The organism is Spirochaetales bacterium (assembly GCA_016930085.1).
GTDB lineage: Bacteria > Spirochaetota > Spirochaetia > SZUA-6 > JAFGRV01 > JAFGHO01.
Genome location: JAFGHO010000069.1, coordinates 111,717 through 130,551 on the forward strand (window position 1 = coordinate 111,717; position 18,835 = coordinate 130,551).

The window sequence follows — 18,835 nt, forward strand, 5'->3', positions numbered from 1 at the left end:
CTTACAATTTCATCAGATCGGGGACCAGCCGCTCTAGTTCGACTCCCCTCGACCCTTTTAACAGAATCACATCGCCCTGCCTCACAGAAGACAATACATGTTCCCGGAGCCGATCAAAATCGGATGTCCAGAACAACGGGGGGCCGCATCTCGCTTTCTCGAGCAGGAGAGATGCCTCCTCGAACTCGTCTCCGAATAAACATACCATATCGAATCCCATCCCGGCCGATTCGGCGGCAATACGGCGGTGGGCGTCCTCTTTTTCCGCCCCGAGTTCACGCATACTTCCCAGAATCACTATCTTTCTCCCCTTCCACCGGACATCCCGAAGAAAGCGAAGAACCTCTGTCACGGAATCCGGATTGGCGTTGTAACAATCCTCGATAATCGTCAGCCCGCCCCGAATGATCTGCGACCGGCCGAAAAGCGGTTTCACGCTTTCAAGCCCCTCTTTTACATTGGCGGGCCTTATTCCCAGTTCGACGGCGAGGGAAATCGCCCCCAGCGCGTTCAGAAGGTTATGAAAACCAAAAAAGGGGTAGAGAATCCGGAACTCCTCCCAGTGGATGATGATTCCATCCAGCCCCAGATCCTCGTACCCTTTTAATCCTTTTGTCGCACCGGGCCCATAGAAAAAAAATTCGGCTTTCACATTCTGCATAAGAAAGCCGCGATAAGGTTCCTTTTCGTATAAAAATCCCTTCTGACTGCCGTTGCAGTATTTGAAAATTTTTTTCTTTTCCTGTGCTATCGCATCTTTTGTGCCGAGAATTCCGATATGGGCAATCCCGATGTTTGTGATAAGCGCGGCATCGGGTTTGACGATACCGGCCAGCACATCCATTTCTCCCGTATGATTCATGCCCATTTCGAACACCGCATACCGGTGACCGGATCGTATCGAGAAGACGGAAAGCGGCAGCCCGATTTCCGAATTCAAGTTGCCCTCGTTGATAACCGTGTCCGTTTCGCATGATAAAATCGATCCGATAATCTCTTTTGTCGTTGTTTTTCCATTACTTCCCGTCACCCCTATTTTGTACAATTCAGGAAAAAGACCGATATAGTAAGCGGCGATGTCCTGAAGCGCGGCGAGGGTATCATCGACGACACAAAGGGCCGTGTCTTTTTCCCGGGCAAGCGAAACAAGCCGGGATGCCTGCTTTTCCCAGACCCGTTTTTCAATGAGAACGGCCGACGCACCACCCGCAACCGCATCTTCGATAAAATCATGCCCGTCCGCCCGTTCGCCTTTTAACGGAACAAAGAGGCAGTCACGCCCGAGGCTTCTCGAATCGATCGAGACGGAAGAGACGTATCCGCGTGTCCCGGACAGAAAAACAGGGTTTCCCCTGCTGGCAGTACAAATCTCTTCATATGTCAAAAGTTGTTGTCCCCGGGTACTTACCACCGCTTCATTCATCCTTTCTTCCCGAAAGAACAATGGTGATCGTCTTTTGAGGATCTATTTTATCCAGATCCAGTTCATCCTCAACGATCTTTTCAATCCTTTCCGGAGAACTATAAACGGCAATAGCGGCGATGAGTCTTTTATTTTTCTCAAGCCATTCCGTTTGTTCCTGTTCAAGCATGTCGATCCGACGGTTTACCTTGTTGTACCTGAAGACGCCCCATACCTCCAGAAAGAGAATTGTCGGTAAAAGAAGTGCAAGGACGAAAATCCATACTTTCTTCATCGCTTTTCTTTTCCTTTCGAAGTCCGTTCCGGAAAAATCTTTTCCGCCACCCGCAACCTGGCACTCCGTGCCGCGTGATTTTCCCGTATTTCATCCTCATCCGGACGAACGGGTTTGCGCGTTAAAATAACGCATTCCCGTTTACCCCCACATTGACACATCGGCAATTCGGGAGGGCAGGTACAATCTTTATTTTTGTTCCTGAAAAAATGCTTGACAATCCTGTCCTCTAAAGAGTGATAGGAAATCACGCCGATCCTCCCACCCTCCTTTACGACATGAAAAGCATCCGCTATCGCGGATTCGAGGCGAACGAGCTCGCTGTTGACTTCGATACGTAACGCCTGAAAACACCGTGTCGCCGGATGAATCCTGCCTCCGTACCGTACCCGTGCCGGGACCGCGGCCCTGATAATTTCCGCGAGACGTCCCGAACCTGTTATCGGCTGCTTCTCCCTTTCCCGGACAATCGCCCTGGCGATACGGTACGAATACCGTTCTTCACCGTATTGACCGAAAATCCTCGAAAGGTCATCCGCCGAATATGTATTAATAATATCCGCGGCATTTACCTCGATATCGGGGCCCAGCCTCATATCGAGTGATTCATCCCTCCCAAAGGAAAAGCCGCGGTTCCCCTCCTCGAAATGATAACGGGATATTCCGAGGTCGAATAATATCCTGTCAGGACGACCGGCAAAAAGATATGAGTATTCCCCGAAAAAATGGTCGAACCACATATTGAAAAAATGGACGCGGGAACCGAACCGGTGGAGTCTCTTGCGCGATATCTCCATGATCGCTATATCCCTGTCGACACCCAGCACAACAACTCCGGGAAAGGTTTCGAGAAAAAGCTCGGCATAACCGCCTTCTCCGAGAGTCGCATCGACGAAGACCGTCGGTCCGTTTCCCGGTTCGAGGAGCCGCAACACTTCTTTCTGCAAAACCGGCCTATGATGAATCATTTCCTTCTCTATGAGACAGGCGTCTTTCATTCACTCCCCGCTATACCCGTCCGAGTTCTTCAAATGCTTCATGAAAATCAGGTTCACTTTCATGACAATATTCCTTATAATACTCATCATCCCAGACTTCAATTGATTTGCCCTGGCCCAATATCGTACATTCCTTTTTTAATCCCGCATATTCTCTCATCGTCGGGGGAATGATGATACGTCCCATTTTATCGATCTCGATATCCTGTGCGGGAGCAATAATCCTTCTTCGTACAAGTCTGCCTTTTTTTTCATAAATTGATGTGGAAGCTAAAAGACTTTCGGAAAATACCTTCCATTCTTCCGGGGGGAAAAGCCAGAGACACTTTTCCGCGCCCCTGGTGAGGATAAGCATATTACCCTCGATCTCCGTTCTCATTTTGGCGGGGATCATAAGTCTTCCTTTATCATCCAGGGAATACTTGTATTCTCCTGTAATCATCCCGTGTTTCTCCACATTTTTCCATTAATATCCACATTTTCCCATATATTATTCTAATACTAACCTTTCCATGTGAATTGTCAACAATTTTTTTTAGCAAAAAGACCGTATTTACCATTTTTTTTCACGAAAATACTATATGTTTGTTTCGTGGTTTCTGAAAATGAATGATTTCTCTTATTTTTACCTTTTTTTATTATGAACTGCCTCATTCTTTTACATGAGATTATATCCGTTTTTTACCGCCCTTCATTTCCGGGAACGGATTTATGACAAATACCATGAACAATTTTCCGCTATTTTCGTTCTTAAAAAAAAAAAAACAGGACAAATATATTGAAAAAGATAGGGAAACAATATATTTTTAAGTGTATGATTACATATTCCCGACGGCTTTTGTATCCGGAAGGGGATTTTCAGGAGATTAATCATCGATTAAAGGTAAACCAGCTTGTCGATCTTAATGGAATACCATTGAAAATACCGCTTCCGACAGCGAAAATGATCGTCTATCGGGTTTTCAGGATTTCTACGGAATTGACACGGAATGAAGAGTTCACCAATTATCACCTGGAACAATTGAATCGAAATGAACTTGAAGAATATACTATAATAATATAAGAGAATGAAGGTGTGATGCTAATGGGAGCTTGCTTATGAGATGTATAAAAAAGGATGTATCGGATAACGAGATAATACTCGAAGTCCATGGTACACTTATGGGAATGGAATCAACCGAATTCTTCCAGAACGAGCTTCAAAAACTCCTGGAAACGGAAAAGAAAATAATCACCTTGAATTTGACCGACGTCGATGCGATAAACTCTTCCTGTATCGGTAAAATATTCCTCTTCCAGAAAAAACTTGAAGAGGAAGAACGGAAAATTCAGATTCGAGGGTGCAGCGACGCCCTGCTTAAAACATTTCAGCTTATCAAACTCGAACGACTCATCAATATCGAACGAGCATAAAAACAGCGATACGCGAACATGATAGAACACCCCCTATTGCGTCTGCGGACTTGCTGAGATGATCGGAAGTGATCTGTCGACGACCTCGAAACACCTTTCCATTCTGAAAAACGCGGTAATTATCCAGGAAAGAAAGGGACGACCGTCTGCAATTCACTTCGATGCGGATTGTTGCCGGGTGCATCGAGTGTGTCATCAGGATGAATATGAAACGCGATCTATCGTTTTTGAAAGGAGAAAACCAAAAGTGAGCGGTAAAAAACGAATATTGTTTCTCTGTACCGGCAACTCGTGTAGAAGCCAGATGGCGGAAGGATTCGCCCGTGCACTCAAGGACGACCTGATCGAGGCATATTCGGCGGGAATCGAAACACACGGATTGAACCCACTCGCCGTCAGGGTCATGGCGGAAGCCGGCATCGATATTTCCGGACAGAAAAGCAAGAACGTCCTCGAGTTTTTCAACAACAACATCGAGTTCGATTACGTGATTACGGTCTGCGACCACGCCCGCGAGTCCTGCCCGGTCTATCCGGCAAAAACACGCCTCATTCACAAGGGCTTCGACGATCCGCCCGCGCTTGCCGAAACGGCGAAAACAGAGGAAGAAGCGCTGGAACATTACCGCCGGGTACGGGACGAGATCAGGACGTTCGTCGAAACACTCCCGGGGGCGTTATCGACGCGTCACTGACCGGCAATGGGTACTACTCTTATTTTCCGGCAAAAACCCGGTAATCGATATCCGGAAAAATCGTAAACTTTTTCTCGAGCGCGGAAAGCCATGCTTGATCGATCCTGTCGCCGTTGAGGGCGTCAAACAGCGTGGTGAAATGGGCGATATGCTCTTTTGTCCGCTTTTTCGCGTACGGTACCGTCGTCCCGGTCTTCATGATAAAGGCCCAGTCGGATGCCTGCGCGAGCAGCAGCTCCCTTGCCGCCTGATTCAACGCCCTTTTCCGGATCCCGGTCGCTTCGGGATATTTGACCGCGAGTTCGGTCATCCGTTCGGCCGCTTTATGAATATGCCGGTAAATCCAGTCGTTACTCTCGTCCAACCATACTTCTCCGTACCCGTTATTCCCCCAACTCGAAGCCGAAGGAGTGGACACCTGATTCGCGCCGTGCAGGTCGAGATAATCCGACGGTGTTTTCATCCCGACGATATCGGCCGCCTCTGCGGTGACACGGATCATATGTTCGATCCATTCGGGCCCCTCAAACCACCAGTGACCGAAGAGTTCGGCATCGAAAGGACTCACGATAACGGGCGGGCGATCCATAAGCGGGGCCAAACGCTCTATCTGCTTGCACCTCATATAGACGAAATTATCCGCGTGTTCCTTCACTTTTTCAAGCGCTGCCGCCCTGTTATACGGTTTCTTTATGTTCGTGGGTCCAGTAATCGCATAATACTTGATTCCCGTATTGATTCGCAGATCACCTTCATGAATGTACGGGCGGATATAATCGATGGGCAGATCATATCCGATGTCGCGATAATATTCCCTGTACAGATAATCGCTCGGATACCCGTCCTCCGCGGACCAGACGGCCCATGAAGAAGCCGGATCCCGCCCGAAAGCGGCGACGAGATTGTTGCAGTAAAGCGGGGCATATATGCCGTATTTCGGTTTTCTCTCTGCAAAGAGGAGACCGTGCGTATCGGTAAAAAAGAACCGGATCCCGTTATCTTTGAGGTGGGTTTCCAGCCCCGGATAATATCCGCACTCCGGAAGCCAGATTCCTTCCGGATCGCCCGAAAACACCCTCCGGTGTGACGCCACCGCGAACCGTATTTGTGCCCCGACATTCTCCGTGTAGTTTTCGATATGGGGAAGAAAGCAATGCGTGGCACTGCAGGTGATAAGCTGGAGACAACCTTTTTCCTCGAACTTCTTGAATCCCTTCAGGATGTTCTTTCCATAGACGTCGATAAAATCATGATGATTCTGTTTGAACATATCGACATACATACAGGCAAGGGTATGAAACTCCGGCTCGTTCTCCGTTCTCATTTTTTCCTTTTCCGCGAGTTCGATGAGTCTTTCAGTGTAGCGGAGATAGCGTCCTGTGAGAAGCTCGTCGGATAACATTGCGGCGAGAGTCGGCGATATGCTGATGGTAATCCTGAACGGAATCCCTTCATGCTGCAAACGATCGAATACCCGCAGAAGGGGGAGATATGTTTCGGAGATTGCTTCGAAAAGCCAGTTTTCTTCGAGAAAGGCTTCATGTTCGGGATGCCTCACGAACGGCAGATGGGCATGCAGCACCAATGTAAAATAACCCTTTGACATTTTTTTTCCTTTCGATCTTCAATCGTTCCGTCTATCCGTACGGGATATAGCTCGAGCTGACAAATGATATTATCCGCTGGGGAATCCCCGCTGAGGCGGGATGAAAACTGGCAAAATCCTTCCGGATTAAATCGATGATCTTGTCCGTGGAGCCAGCGATCCATTCATTATCGATCACCCCGGAAATATTTTCACGCGGCGAGTTGATCACGTTCGATTGTGCGATAAATTTCTTCTCACCGTTCGATGAATACAATAGCTGAATGATATAGACGCTGTCCGGGTGGGGTACATTGATGTACCATTTGCCATCGTTGAGCAGAACGGGAATATCAAAATAGAAATTTGAATTATTCCCGTTAAAATCGATGAGTTTTATGTCGTGCACACGCAACAACAGCCCCTCGAATCCCTGATCCGTTTTTATCCGACGCAATGTTTGTTTATCGATCTCCCAATACGCGAACGCCCAGTACGGATCGCGCGCCATCAGAATAATCCGAGTCGTCCCGTATGAATCCGGCAGTACGATCTCTTCACTGTCGCGGACATCCAGCTCTTCATCGCGCGAGAGTCTGTACTTCATTCCCTCGATCTTCACCGAAACATTATCGAACTCCCTTTCTTCCTCCCGTTCATCGTACGATTCACAAACCCTTTTGATAAGTGTTTCACGGTCGATATCATCGGGGACGGGAATATCAATATCGTGCGCTATTTTTTTGAGTTCATCCAGGGTTAATTGTTCAAGCCGCTCTCTTCTCATAATCACATCCGATCTTCATTCGTAATAACACCCTATATACTAGTGAATGCGTGGCGGTGTGTCAAGATGAAGGAAGTCCCGGCTTTTTTTGTTACATTGATTTTTTCATCGATATGCCCGCGATCTGGCTAAAATACCCGCCTTGTCCCGTAAGCCGCCTGTGTACGGCGACCGGAGAAGACCGGGGGCAAAAGGCACGAGAAGTGCGCTATGGTTATTCAGGCGAACCTGCTTTACAAAGTACATGAAAACCGTACAATGGGATATATGAAGAACAACCTCATTATTCATGGCCATTTCTACCAGCCACCGCGTGAAGATCCATGGATCGGGCTTGTTCCCTCTCAACCTTCCGCCTATCCGTATCATGACTGGAATGAACGTATTACAAAAGAATGTTATGCAGCCAATTCCATGTCCCGGACGCTGAACGGTTTCGGCCAGATAACCGATATCGTCAACAATTACGCCTATATTTCCTTTAATTTCGGGCCCACACTCCTCAACTGGCTCAAAACCAACACGGATCATGTTTACGAAAATATCCTCGAAGCGGACAGGGAAAGCATGAAACGTAATAACGGGCACGGCAACGCAATCGCCCAGGCCTATAATCACACCATTCTTCCCCTCTGCTCTCCGGAGGATGCCAGAACCCAGATTATCTGGGGTCTGAAGGATTTCGAGGCCCATTTTGGAAGAAATTCGGAAGGGATCTGGCTGCCCGAGGCGGCGGTCAGCATGCCGGTAATCGATTTAATGATCGAACAGGGGATACGGTTCATCATTCTCTCTCCCTGGCAGGCGGAAGCCATTTGTCCTATCGGCGCGAACAAATGGCAGCCGTTACACCATAATCCCGTCCCGAGCGGCCAGGCATATCAGATTGACCGGCCCCATGGCTCTATCGCCGTTTTTTTCTATAATCATATCCTCGCAACCGGAATCTCGTTTCAGAATTTTCTTCGTAATGCGGACAGGTTATATGAAAAACTGATATCTTTTAAACAGAATGCGGACCCCCACTACCTCGTGAATATCGCCACAGACGGAGAAGTCTACGGACATCACGAACCCTTTGGCGATATGTGTCTCGCGGCCCTGATAAAACTCGTAGAAAAAAACGATGATTTTACTTTTATGAACTACGGCATGTATCTCGATATGTATCCTCCCACTTGCCTTGTCAAACTGAAAGAAGGTGAACAGGGACACGGTACATCATGGAGCTGCATCCATGGTGTAGCCAGATGGTACAGAAATTGCGGCTGTACGACAGGCAGCCGGGACGGGTGGAACCAGGAATGGCGTACACCCCTCCGAAACGCCTTTATATCCCTTCGGGACAAACTTCGCGCTCTTTTTATCAGGGAAATGACGACGCTTTCTTCCCACGATCCCATGGAGATCAGGAATACCTATATCGATGTCATAACTGAAAAAGCAAACAGAACCAATTTTATCCGGCGATATGTCGACAGGTCAGACCCTTCCGATACCGGCATACTGAAGCGTTTCTTTTCACTCATGGAAGGCCAGAAATACGCCATGTACATGTTTACTTCCTGCGGCTGGTTTTTTTCGGATATCTCCGGAATCGAAACAATGCAGAACATGAGATACGCGATAAAGGCCCTCGATCTCCATGGCCTGCCCTATGACAAGGATATTACCACACCGTTTCTCTCCGAACTTGAAACCGCGCGAAGCAACATCAGTTCTTTCGGATCCGGAAGAAATATCGTTGAATCGATTATCCTCGAGGAAAAAAAGGGACTTCAGCATGGAGCGGCGATTTTTATTCTGTCCGAACTCTGGGCCAGCAAAACCTATAAAAACGACACCTACGGTATATTCAAACTCGCAGATTTCTCGGCCGAAAAACCGGGTACCAATAAAACCGTGGTTGAAAAACGTGGACGGGTAACCGTACGAAATTATATGGTCCAGCATGAAACGACATACGTTTTTTCATTAAAGGAAAAGGAACTCGAAGGGATCTCACTCACCCTCAGGGAGGACGTCCCGGGCGACAAGCATCAGGAAGAAATCGAAATTTCCGTCGCCGATCTGCCCGTCGAACTCAAAACACATATCACCGATTCCGTTTCCTCCCACGTTGTCGATCGTTGCATAAACAACAGTATCGAATCATTCAACGCAACGCGGAGTGCCCTCGTCTATTTGAAAAAGATGAACGTCAGCGGACCGCACACCATTATCGATCTCGCGGAGCTGCTAATCGACCGTATGCTCGAGCAATTACTCAATGACCGCACGGTTGTTCCTTCTGAAGCGACATTGGGCCGCATCAAGGATCTGATGCTTTTTGCAAACGAATACGAGTTGAACGTTGATATTGACAGCCTTAAAACGAAAGTCTCCTCGATCATCTCCTACCAGGCGGAACGGCTAACCGATATGATCGAAGAGGAACCGACAAGGATTATCATTCATCTGCTTGAAACCTGTCGCCGTTTCGGAAGTGAACCGGAAATAACACGGGCACAGGACAGGGTATTTCAACTGCTAAAAGCGGCGGAGCATGCCGCGTCAAGAGTACTCGACGGTAAAATGGATTTTTCCGTACTCAACAGAATTCGGCGCCTTATCAAACTCGGCGCCACATTAGGATTTGACGTAGAAAAACACAAGGAAAACTTTTTCGTTTTCGAGTAAATTCCGTACCCGCATAAATCCGCCTCAGCGGAAGACGACCCCGTTTTCTCACAAGCCGGTTTCATTTGAAATCGATCGTTTGCATGACGGAAAATTGTCTCACGGGACTCGCAATCCGCCGTATGCAGACTCCTTGACAGCGGTATTACAAAGTAATATTATAATAGCAGAGAAGGAGAACAATGACCATGGCAAAACAGAAACATGATGTGGTGACATTCAAAGTCGAATCGTCTCTTGCCGCGATATTGAAAAAACTCCCGAATAAATCGGCATTTATACGAAATGCCATATTAAAATCATTCGAGAATCTCTGTCCGCTCTGCCAGGGAAGCGGTATCCTTTCTATCGATCAGAAAGAGCATTGGGACAGGTTCAAGGCGAACCATCCTCTTAAAAAATGCAGCGAATGTGAATCATTTTATCTGGAGTGCCGCGCGGGGCGAACCGGATAGCCGGACCGTCACGTGAAATACATGGCAATATGTCCGGCACATTGAATCACGGACGAGGGGGATGAGTAAAATGAAAAAAGAAATTATCCGAATGGAAAACGTCAGTTTCTCATATGATAAGTCATACGTCCTCAAGGATGTTACCTTGAGTTTTTATGAAAACGAAATGGTGAGCATTATCGGTCCGAACGGAAGCGGAAAAACGACATTACTCAAACTCATCCTCGGACTTATCAGACCTGATCGCGGACACATTACGGTATTTTCACAATCGCCCGAACACAACGAGCATACAACCGGGTATGTTCCGCAGTATGCGATATTCGATCCCGAGTTTCCCGTTGCCGTCATCGATGTCGTATTAATGGGACGTCTCGGTCTTTCCGGCGGGCTTTTTTACCGGAAGAAAGACAGACAGGCAGCCCATGAAGCGCTCGAAAAAGTCAACCTCCGTGATTTCGGCCCGCGCCGGTTTTCCTCCCTTTCGGGCGGCCAGCGGCAACGTGTCCTGATCGCGCGTGCCCTGGCTTCCTCCCCCCGGCTTCTCCTCCTCGACGAGCCCACCGCACACGTCGACAGGTCCACGGAACAGCAGCTTTATTGTCTTATCAAGGATATATCCCGGGACATCACCGTGCTGCTCGTTTCCCATGATCTGGGTGTTGTTCCGAAAATATCCGACCGTATCGCATGCGTCAATCAAAGCGTAAAAATACACGCGTCAAAAGAATTAACCGGGAATGATATTCAAACCATATATAACTACGATATCAATCTCGTTGAACACTCAAGAGAATGTGAGGAATTAATGTCATGACGGCCTTTTTCAGCGATGTACTCGTTTTCCCCTTTCTTCAATACGCGCTTTTCGCGGCGATCCTTTCCTCGATCGCCTGCGGTGTCGTGGGAAGCTATATTACCGTAAAACGAATCACCTATATCGCGGGCGCGATCGCCCACAGTATACTTGGCGGCATGGGTATCGCAAAATACCTCAATGTGACCGCCGGACTTGATTTCATCCAACCGCTGCACGGCGCCATCGTTTTCGCCCTGGCGGCCGCTATTATTATCGGACTTGTCACCCTGTACAGCAAACAGCGAATCGATACGGTATTGAGTGCCATCTGGGCGATCGGCATGGCGACGGGAATACTCTTTATCTACGCCACACCCGGTTACCGCGAGGATCTCATGAGTTACCTGTTCGGCAACATCCTCATGGTCGGTCCGCAGGATCTCATGCTGATCGGAATACTCGATGTCATTATCATGACCGCCGGTATCCTCTTCTACACGAGGATTCTGGCAATCTCTTTTGATGCCGAATATGCGCGCCTTCGGGGGATAAACGTGCGTTTTTACCTGCTCGCCCTTCTCGTCCTCACCGCTCTCACGATTGTTGTCCTTATTCAGATCGTGGGAATCGTCATGGTTATTGCGCTTCTCTCCCTGCCCGCGGCGACCGCATCAATTTTCACGAGACAACTCTGGCAGATGACCCTGAGTTCGATTCTCCTCTGCCTTCTGTATACGATCGGCGGACTCATCATCAGTTATGGCCCTGATCTTCCGGCGGGTGCGACGATCATCGTTCTTTCCGGGACCGTGTACCTTCTGGTACTGGGGGCGAAAAAGCTGCATCGGGCGTCGTCCGCCCGGCGGCCGCATTGATGGACCACCGTACACGAAGCGTAACAACGCCTCCTCCAAAGAAGCAACTTCCGTTGGAAACCGTTTCCTCATGGAAATGAAATTCCCTTCGTGCTTCACGCATCACCGGTCCGGCCCCCGCTCACTTGACAGAAACTTCTTCAAGGGACTACATTATTATACATGAAAACGGATACCGGCGGCCGGGCCCGAAGCAAGATACGTGTATCCGGCCCGGAATAAATCGAAAACCGAGGAGGACCATATGAAACCTTCACGACGGCTTATCGTGATGACCCTGACCGCATTCGTCTTTTCGGCGGCCTCACTGGCAGTGATTCCGGTTGCCTGCGGAAACGGCGGGAAAGAGAAACCGGCGGCCTCGACATCGATTCAGGAGGTGCCACGGACGGACGACGACCATGAAAGCCGCTACAGACCCGAACCGCTCAATATCGTCGTGACAACTGATTTTATCCGTGAACTGGTGTACATGTTCGCACGCTACCGATCGAATCCGACCCCCATCATCATAAAGCCTGGAACCAACCCCCTGCTTTACAAGGCAACCGAATCAGACGAAACATTGATGATGGACGCCGATCTTGTCATTTATAACGGACTCGGCCTTGAACCCGGTCTTTCCGACACCCTCGAACGGGTCGGCAAAACGGTTCCTTGCAGGGCGATTACCGCCTGTCTTTCGAAAGAGGACCTTATCAGATCGGACCTGTATGAAAGCGGATACGATCCCCATGTATGGTGGGATCTTACCTTATGGGAAAAGATACTCCGCTATATGGTGGATATCCTTGCCACAGTCGATCCCGAGTTCGAATTCGACTACGGTTCCACGTTTATCAGATACGGTCAGGAATTGAGTTTCGTCCGCCGCTACATCGGCAGCTGGGCTTCCCGAATTCCCGGTGAAAAAAGGATTCTCGTTACCCTTCACGACGCATTCCGTTATTTTGGAAGGGCATTCGATTTCGAGGTAAAAAGCCTTTATCTGCCGGGAACCGATACAATGAATCAAAAACGGCTGAATGAACTCGCCGATTTCATTATTGCCGGAAATATTGAAACCGTGTTTCCCGAAAAGGCGTTTCCGCATGACGACCTGCAAAGACTTATTAATGAAGTGGAAAAACGGGGCGGCCACGTGACGTCCGGGGACGAGCTTTACGCATATTCGCTCGGTGAAATGAATACCCCCGAGTATATCTTTCTCAGGGCATCGAGAATCATGATCGCGAGAATATATAAGGAATTGAAACCGCCCGACGGAATGGATATGCCGAAATGAGGAAAAAAAATAACAGAAAAAGCTTGATAAAATCGTAACTTTGATATAGATTTTTCATTAAATCATGTGAGAGAGGTGTAAAGCGATGAACGTAACCTATTGTGATATTACCAAAAAACCGATACAGAATGCTTCAAATGTTTATTCCTGGGAAATGCGTGAGTTTCGTTACGATATGATCCTTGACAAGGACATTTCTCCTGATGGTATGAGAAAACTCGAAGACTCCGTCAGAAAAGAGATGGAAAAAAAGAGATCCTTCAATTTCCTTGAACACAAAAAAATTCTCAAGGAACAACTGGATAAGGCGACCAGATAGTTTTCCCTCATATGCGGTTCCCAAAACCTGCCGTGCAGTTTCCGGGAACCGCAAACGATTTCCTTACGTCCTCAACGGTACCTTGTTCTTTTGTAAGGAGAGAGAATACAAGGAATTATTTTATGTCTCTATTTCCCACAAGCCGGATAAAAGCGATTGCATCTGGCTGCTTTCACCAAGAATCGATTGTCTGTCCGCAATAACGACCGATACCCCTTTGTCATATGCGTCGAGAAGCCGGTCCGAAACCGAAGCAAGTGAGTGGTGATCGGTGGAGAGGATAATATCCCTTCTTTTCTGTCTTATTTCATCGGAAATACCATAAAGCAGGCGCTTGAAACTGATATACCCGAGTTTTGCCGGTGTATAGGGCTTCTCGCTTTTACTGATGGTCCCGATAACCGCCTTTTCAATCTGGTCGGACGACAATGTTTTACCCCTGACGGCGAGGAGCGAATCCCTGAACGCCCTGAGGGTTTTCGTGATATTGGGGTCCCTGTAAGAAGAAAAGATAAAAATACCGTCGGTTCCAAAAAGCTGGGCTGACGCGCCATATGCCCCGCCCTTCATCCTCACCTCTTCCCATAAATAACCGGTGTTGAGAAGGTGGGAAAGGACCGCCTGAAGGGCATTTTCTTTGTTCGTATACGGGGCTCCCATAAACGCCCGGGCGATATATCCGACATTTGTCGTCGTTGCAATGGCTTCAACTTCATCATCGAAGGCGGGTTTCCGATAGACGGTCCTGTCCTCGGCCGGCGGCCGGCCGGCCGGAATCATTCCGACCATTCGTTCCATCTCCTTCTCGACGACGTCAAGGTACTTTTTTTCACACGTCAGATTGAGTGCAAGCCGATGCCGGTTGACGAGTTCATCCCGTACCCTCGATAGCTGCATTTTTACCGTTTCTATTTTTTCATCCAGTCCCCTGGAAAGCTCTTTCAGATAGAGAATTTGTTCGATGCCCCTCACTTTCTCTTCGAGTGAAAGTGACGGGGAAAGCCTGCTTCCCGCTCGAAGTGAGGCATAGAAATTACCACTCGGGATGAGTGATGAACGGTAATTGTTGCGTAATTCGAAAACCATATCCGATATACGGCGGGTATCCGTGAAATCGGCGTGAAGAAGAAGATCGGTCATCAATGACAGTGCCTCTTTGACATTCTCCTCGAGTGCCATTACTCTGAATATGGTATATGCCCGATGTTCCCCGCTGACCACGTCCGTATTCGTAGAAAACGTACCGAAAAACCCGCCGGTATACAGTGACAATTTTCTCGCGACAACCTCGTAGCCTATGCCCGGCAGCCCTGCACCGCTGACGGCCTTTCTGAACATAGTCATGGCCGGAATCAACTCACAGTCGATACCGCTCATATCAAATGCGACATCGACATACACGATCCCGTTTGTCCCGATATCATGAAAGTAAAGCGGCACGGAATTGTGCACGAGCCGCTTTTCAATGGGAATAGCGGGGGGACTTTTCGGCATATCGCGAAGCGACAAAGACGGGATTTTCTTTATGTCGAAAGGAGAATCCGGTGTTTCCTGATACTTTCTCAATTTCTCCATGGCCGTCCTGATTTTCCCGAGTTCGGTTTCGTTCGATTCAATATTCGAAAGCCGTTTGCGGATCTTCGTTTCCTCGCGCCGCTTTTGTGCGTGATCCGGCTTCACAATAAGAAGTGTTCTGTGATTATTGTCGATAAGATATGTTCGCAGGAGATGTTGCAGATAGTCCTTCTCCCGTGCGAGCCGTTCCCGGAACTCATCCATCCGCTCATCGAAAAAAAAGGAGTCCGCCGTATTTGCATCATACAACCATCCCTTGAGGACCCTCATCATCTGCCGTAATCCGTAAGGTCCGCCGCTTGACGATATCTCGCGGTTCCTGAAGACGATCCGTTGCACGGCGGCCCGAAGAAGCTCGTCGTCCCACCCGTCTGATGCCAGTTTTTCGAGCGTACGGGTGACGAGCGACAACATCGTTTCCTTTTTCGACTCGTCCGTGCCCCGCAATCCGATGGAAAACACCATTTCCTTGAACCCCGTTTCAAGTCCGGTCGCGGGCGATATGTCCTCGCCGAGTCCCGAATCGACAAGGACCTTGCGCAGGGGTGAACCGGCATTACCGACAAGAATTTCAGCGAGTATCCTGAAGGATAAAAGAAGAAGGGAATCGGTGACGGGACCGATCAGCCAGTTAATCGTTATAATCGAGCGTGCTTTTGTCTCGAGATGCGGGGCCAAAGCAAATGTTTTTTCGATATTCCGGGGTCTTTTCCATCTTTTTTGACACATGATCGACGACTTTATCGAACGCGGGCCGTAGGGGGACAAAAACCGCCCGTGCACAAATTCGCAGATGTCGGCCGTCGAGATATCACCGTAAACAAAGATTTTACAGTTTGAAGGATGATAGTATTTCCTGTAATAACGGAGAAGCTTTCGGAAAGTGAGATCGGGAATATGTTCGGGATCTCCTCCTGCTTCATACCTGTAGGTCGTGTTTGGAAAGAGAGCCCTGCAGGAATATTCATACACAATCGATTCGGGATCGGAATAATTTCCTTTCATCTCGTTATACACCACACCGACGATGCTGAGCCGCCCGGGATTTTTTTCATCAAACTCGAGGTGGTACCCTTCCTGCATAAAGACTTCTTCCTTAAGCAGCGGATTAAAAACCGCATCGCCATACACATGCATAAGGTTTAAAAAATCCTGATCCAGTGTGCTGCTGCCGACGTACATGGTGCAATCAGGCGCGGTAAATGCATTAAGAAAGGTCTTCATACTTCCCTTGAGAAGAAGGACAAAGGGGTCTTTGACGGGAAAAGCCCGTGAGCCGCAGAGGACGGCATGTTCGATGATATGGGGAATACCGGTATCGTCATCCGGCGGCGTTCTGAAAATAAAGCTGAAAAGCTTTTCCCTGTCAGTATTAAGGAAGTGTATAAACTCGCACCCGGTTTTTACATGATCGAGTGTAATGAGGCATGATTGATGATCCGGAATTTCCATAACCGATCGCACGGTAAATCCGAACAGACTATCTCCCGCCACAAGCGTATTCATTGGCATTTTCTCCAATCATTTTGTACCGCGACATTCTCACTTGCATGAACGTTTCTCTTAATCCGTTTGTTTCAATGTAACAGGAGAGACTCTCATAACAACAATGTCCGTTTTATTATCCTGATTAATTATATTGTTTTTAAATATATCTATTCCCCTTCACCCCGCCGAACTTGTATATCGTGATTTCTTTCATAGAGGGATTCGATATATTCTTTTGTATTTTTTATCTGCATCCGGGAAATGGTGCACCGTCCTTCCAGAATAACGCCTTCCTGGATAATGAGTTCGGGCGTCTCGATATTCCCCAGAACGCGCGCCGAGGAAAGAAGAAGTATTCGACGGGACGCGGAGATGTTGCCGACAACAATCCCTTCGATCACGACACTCGTCGCGATGATATCGGTCTTGACCCTTCCTTTTGCCCCGACGGTAAGCTGATCGACAAAAAGGGATTCACCTTCAAATTGCCCGTCAATACGAAGATTACCTTTTATCGAATATCTCCCTTCAAAGACTGAATTTTCACCAATAACTGAATTAACCTCTATATCTCCCTGCACCTTTTAACCCTGTACTTCAATTTCCGGTATATTTAAATAGTCTAACACTTCTTCGGTGAAACGGTCGAGTTCATCAAGTCCTTCTTTCACGATGAATCCTTCCAGATACCTTTTTTCTTCGATCAGTTCAAAACTGATAATATCGTCTCCGTTTAGACACTTGAGTCCGTCCGATTTGAGATCCGTCAACAGATCCGTGGTAAATGACTGTATATTCTTGAAGTATCGATATGCTTCGATGAAGAGATTTCTCTTGATTTTGATATTTCTCCTTCTCATATCGATTTCCACTTCTTTGGCATAAACTCCTTCCCGTATCCGGTCGGCCTCCTGTACGTAATCATCAAGCCTTCGTTTTACCGTGAGAAATTTTTGATGAAAATTATCCCTATCCATTGAATATTTAAAATCGAGTTTCATCTTTCTCTCGCTGAAAATCGACAGAAACTCGGCATAAAAAAAATCCATATAGAGTGTCAAATAGTACACTTCGATATCGATATCCGTTTTTTCTCCCTTTACCGCAATAAGCCGCTGAAGGAAGCTTTCTTCCTCTGTTTTTGAAAGCGAATTTGAAATCGAACGCTGCCGCCCCTCTTCTTTTTCCTGAATATCGAACATCGATAGTATTTTTTCACGATACGTTTTTAATTCTCGCAGTTTATTGCCCACGCGCCGCTGCTGACCCGGATCGACTGTTGTTTTCAAGATAACACTATAATGCCTGATCGCATCTTCAATCTTTTTCATTTCCTTTTCTGGATATATAATGTTTTCATTTCCCATAGTTTACCATCATAGCGTCTCATAGTAAAAGGAGCCCTCATTACCTGCATGAGGGCTCCCGTCCTTCCGTTATATTCAAGAAAATTGTCGATGACCTCACCAGTTATCCGGCACATCATCTTCGTCCCTGTATTCCTCGGCAAAAAGGTCCGTTTCGGCACTCAGGTCGTCAAAATAGATATAGAATGTCCCGTATGATTCCAAAAGATCGCAATCGACCTTGAATCCGACGATTTTTATACCGGCTTTGTTCGTATAGTGGTATTCTTCCTGCATAATCGATCCGGGAACGGTCACCGTCATTTTCTGCCATCCCTTAAAAGTAAGATCTCCCATCGTCAGTTCGTGTCTGATACCGAAAAAATCTTCTATGATGACCTTCAATTTATGTCTGAAGTTACGGCCGATTACCCAGACGGAGATACGTTTCGTGATACCTTCAATCGGAATAGGCCTGACGGGATATATCGAAAAACTGGAAATCGAGCGTTTGTAAAAATGTATCTTCGCTCCCAGAACGTATCTTCCCGCAGGCAGACCGTACTGCGCGTCACTGATGAGCCTTTCGTTATTTTCCGTTTCAAGAAGATTCTTGGGTTTTCCCTCACGAAGACTCAATGTAATGATACCGACGTCGGACGGAATGGCCCCGTACCATAAACCCGGATCCTCGAATTGTTCGACGGTGATTTCTTTGAGTATCTGTTGTGCCCGGTCTCCCAATATTTCCTTGTCCTGACAATAGATACCCCGGCCGAGAAACAGGATTACAACGACGACTGCTGCGATTCTTGTCTTATTCATCTCTTCACTCCTTCC

Annotated in this window: 19 protein-coding genes; 9 read left to right on the plus strand and 10 right to left on the minus strand. The window is 47.7% G+C overall.

Translation table 11 applies throughout. The features are described from left to right. Position 1 precedes the first annotated feature (1 nt). From murF to mraZ, 4 genes are read right to left on the minus strand one after another with little or no spacing between them, the layout of a single operon-like run. A complete protein-coding gene (gene murF / locus JW881_12685; protein ID MBN1698363.1) occupies positions 2 to 1,423 on the minus strand; it encodes a UDP-N-acetylmuramoyl-tripeptide--D-alanyl-D-alanine ligase in 1,422 nt (473 codons plus the stop codon). Further along, positions 1,416 to 1,697 carry a cell division protein FtsL gene (locus tag JW881_12690; protein ID MBN1698364.1) on the minus strand — a complete coding sequence of 94 codons (282 nt, stop codon included), beginning with the start codon at positions 1,695 to 1,697 and terminating at the stop codon, positions 1,416 to 1,418. Before JW881_12690 ends, murF begins: the two co-directional genes overlap by 8 nt. Continuing rightward, the gene (gene rsmH / locus JW881_12695; GenBank protein ID MBN1698365.1) at positions 1,694 to 2,695 is read right to left on the minus strand and encodes a 16S rRNA (cytosine(1402)-N(4))-methyltransferase RsmH; all 1,002 of its coding nucleotides are present in this window, start codon (positions 2,693 to 2,695) and stop codon (positions 1,694 to 1,696) included. The genes JW881_12690 and rsmH overlap by 4 nt, the downstream gene beginning before the upstream one ends. Before the next feature lie 10 nt (positions 2,696 to 2,705). Then, a complete protein-coding gene (gene mraZ, locus JW881_12700; GenBank protein ID MBN1698366.1) occupies positions 2,706 to 3,137 on the minus strand; it encodes a division/cell wall cluster transcriptional repressor MraZ in 432 nt (143 codons plus the stop codon). Between the two features lie 372 nt (positions 3,138 to 3,509). Between mraZ and JW881_12705 the strand changes: the two genes are divergently transcribed. From JW881_12705 to JW881_12715, 3 genes are read left to right on the plus strand one after another with little or no spacing between them, the layout of a single operon-like run. Continuing rightward, the gene (locus JW881_12705) at positions 3,510 to 3,758 is read left to right on the plus strand and encodes a hypothetical protein (GenBank protein MBN1698367.1); all 249 of its coding nucleotides are present in this window, start codon (positions 3,510 to 3,512) and stop codon (positions 3,756 to 3,758) included. Between the two features lie 35 nt (positions 3,759 to 3,793). After that, complete coding sequence (locus tag JW881_12710; GenBank protein ID MBN1698368.1) at positions 3,794 to 4,108, plus strand: STAS domain-containing protein; 315 nt, start codon at positions 3,794 to 3,796, stop codon at positions 4,106 to 4,108. Between the two features lie 58 nt (positions 4,109 to 4,166). Beyond that, on the plus strand, positions 4,167 to 4,802 hold the full coding sequence (locus JW881_12715; protein MBN1698369.1) for an arsenate reductase ArsC: 636 nt from the start codon (positions 4,167 to 4,169) through the stop codon (positions 4,800 to 4,802). Positions 4,803 to 4,821: 19 nt separating this feature from the next. On the opposite strand, the gene JW881_12720 is transcribed toward JW881_12715, so the two are convergent. Together JW881_12720 and JW881_12725 are read right to left on the minus strand one after the other, a co-directional pair. Next, on the minus strand, positions 4,822 to 6,408 hold the full coding sequence (locus tag JW881_12720; GenBank protein ID MBN1698370.1) for a DUF1957 domain-containing protein: 1,587 nt from the start codon (positions 6,406 to 6,408) through the stop codon (positions 4,822 to 4,824). Between the two features lie 31 nt (positions 6,409 to 6,439). Continuing rightward, on the minus strand, positions 6,440 to 7,174 hold the full coding sequence (locus JW881_12725; GenBank protein ID MBN1698371.1) for a DUF4912 domain-containing protein: 735 nt from the start codon (positions 7,172 to 7,174) through the stop codon (positions 6,440 to 6,442). Between the two features lie 210 nt (positions 7,175 to 7,384). On the opposite strand from JW881_12725, the gene JW881_12730 reads away from it, so the two are divergent. From JW881_12730 to JW881_12755, 6 genes are all read left to right on the plus strand, one after another. Next, complete coding sequence (locus JW881_12730; protein MBN1698372.1) at positions 7,385 to 9,853, plus strand: DUF3536 domain-containing protein; 2,469 nt, start codon at positions 7,385 to 7,387, stop codon at positions 9,851 to 9,853. 188 nt (positions 9,854 to 10,041) lie between these two features. After that, complete coding sequence (locus JW881_12735; protein MBN1698373.1) at positions 10,042 to 10,308, plus strand: CopG family transcriptional regulator; 267 nt, start codon at positions 10,042 to 10,044, stop codon at positions 10,306 to 10,308. A gap of 61 nt (positions 10,309 to 10,369) precedes the next feature. Further along, positions 10,370 to 11,125: an ABC transporter ATP-binding protein gene (locus JW881_12740; protein MBN1698374.1), complete on the plus strand. Its 756-nt coding sequence runs from the start codon at positions 10,370 to 10,372 to the stop codon at positions 11,123 to 11,125. Then, positions 11,122 to 11,982 (plus strand): metal ABC transporter permease, encoded by an 861-nt coding sequence (locus tag JW881_12745; GenBank protein MBN1698375.1) that lies wholly within the window; start codon positions 11,122 to 11,124, stop codon positions 11,980 to 11,982. Before JW881_12740 ends, JW881_12745 begins: the two co-directional genes overlap by 4 nt. A 244-nt stretch (positions 11,983 to 12,226) precedes the next feature. Next, positions 12,227 to 13,267 carry a zinc ABC transporter substrate-binding protein gene (locus JW881_12750; protein MBN1698376.1) on the plus strand — a complete coding sequence of 347 codons (1,041 nt, stop codon included), beginning with the start codon at positions 12,227 to 12,229 and terminating at the stop codon, positions 13,265 to 13,267. A gap of 85 nt (positions 13,268 to 13,352) precedes the next feature. Then, complete coding sequence (locus JW881_12755; protein ID MBN1698377.1) at positions 13,353 to 13,586, plus strand: hypothetical protein; 234 nt, start codon at positions 13,353 to 13,355, stop codon at positions 13,584 to 13,586. Between the two features lie 120 nt (positions 13,587 to 13,706). On the opposite strand, the gene JW881_12760 is transcribed toward JW881_12755, so the two are convergent. From JW881_12760 to JW881_12775, 4 genes are all read right to left on the minus strand, one after another. Then, the gene (locus tag JW881_12760; GenBank protein ID MBN1698378.1) at positions 13,707 to 16,667 is read right to left on the minus strand and encodes an insulinase family protein; all 2,961 of its coding nucleotides are present in this window, start codon (positions 16,665 to 16,667) and stop codon (positions 13,707 to 13,709) included. Positions 16,668 to 16,816: 149 nt separating this feature from the next. Next, positions 16,817 to 17,230, minus strand: coding sequence for a polymer-forming cytoskeletal protein (locus tag JW881_12765; protein ID MBN1698379.1), 414 nt, complete (start codon positions 17,228 to 17,230; stop codon positions 16,817 to 16,819). Positions 17,231 to 17,233: 3 nt separating this feature from the next. Next, the gene (locus JW881_12770) at positions 17,234 to 17,980 is read right to left on the minus strand and encodes a hypothetical protein (protein MBN1698380.1); all 747 of its coding nucleotides are present in this window, start codon (positions 17,978 to 17,980) and stop codon (positions 17,234 to 17,236) included. A 132-nt stretch (positions 17,981 to 18,112) separates the two neighbouring features. After that, entirely contained in the window at positions 18,113 to 18,820 is a 708-nt protein-coding gene (locus JW881_12775) for a flagellar filament protein FlaA (GenBank protein MBN1698381.1), read from the minus strand. Between the last annotated feature and the right edge of the window lie 15 nt (positions 18,821 to 18,835).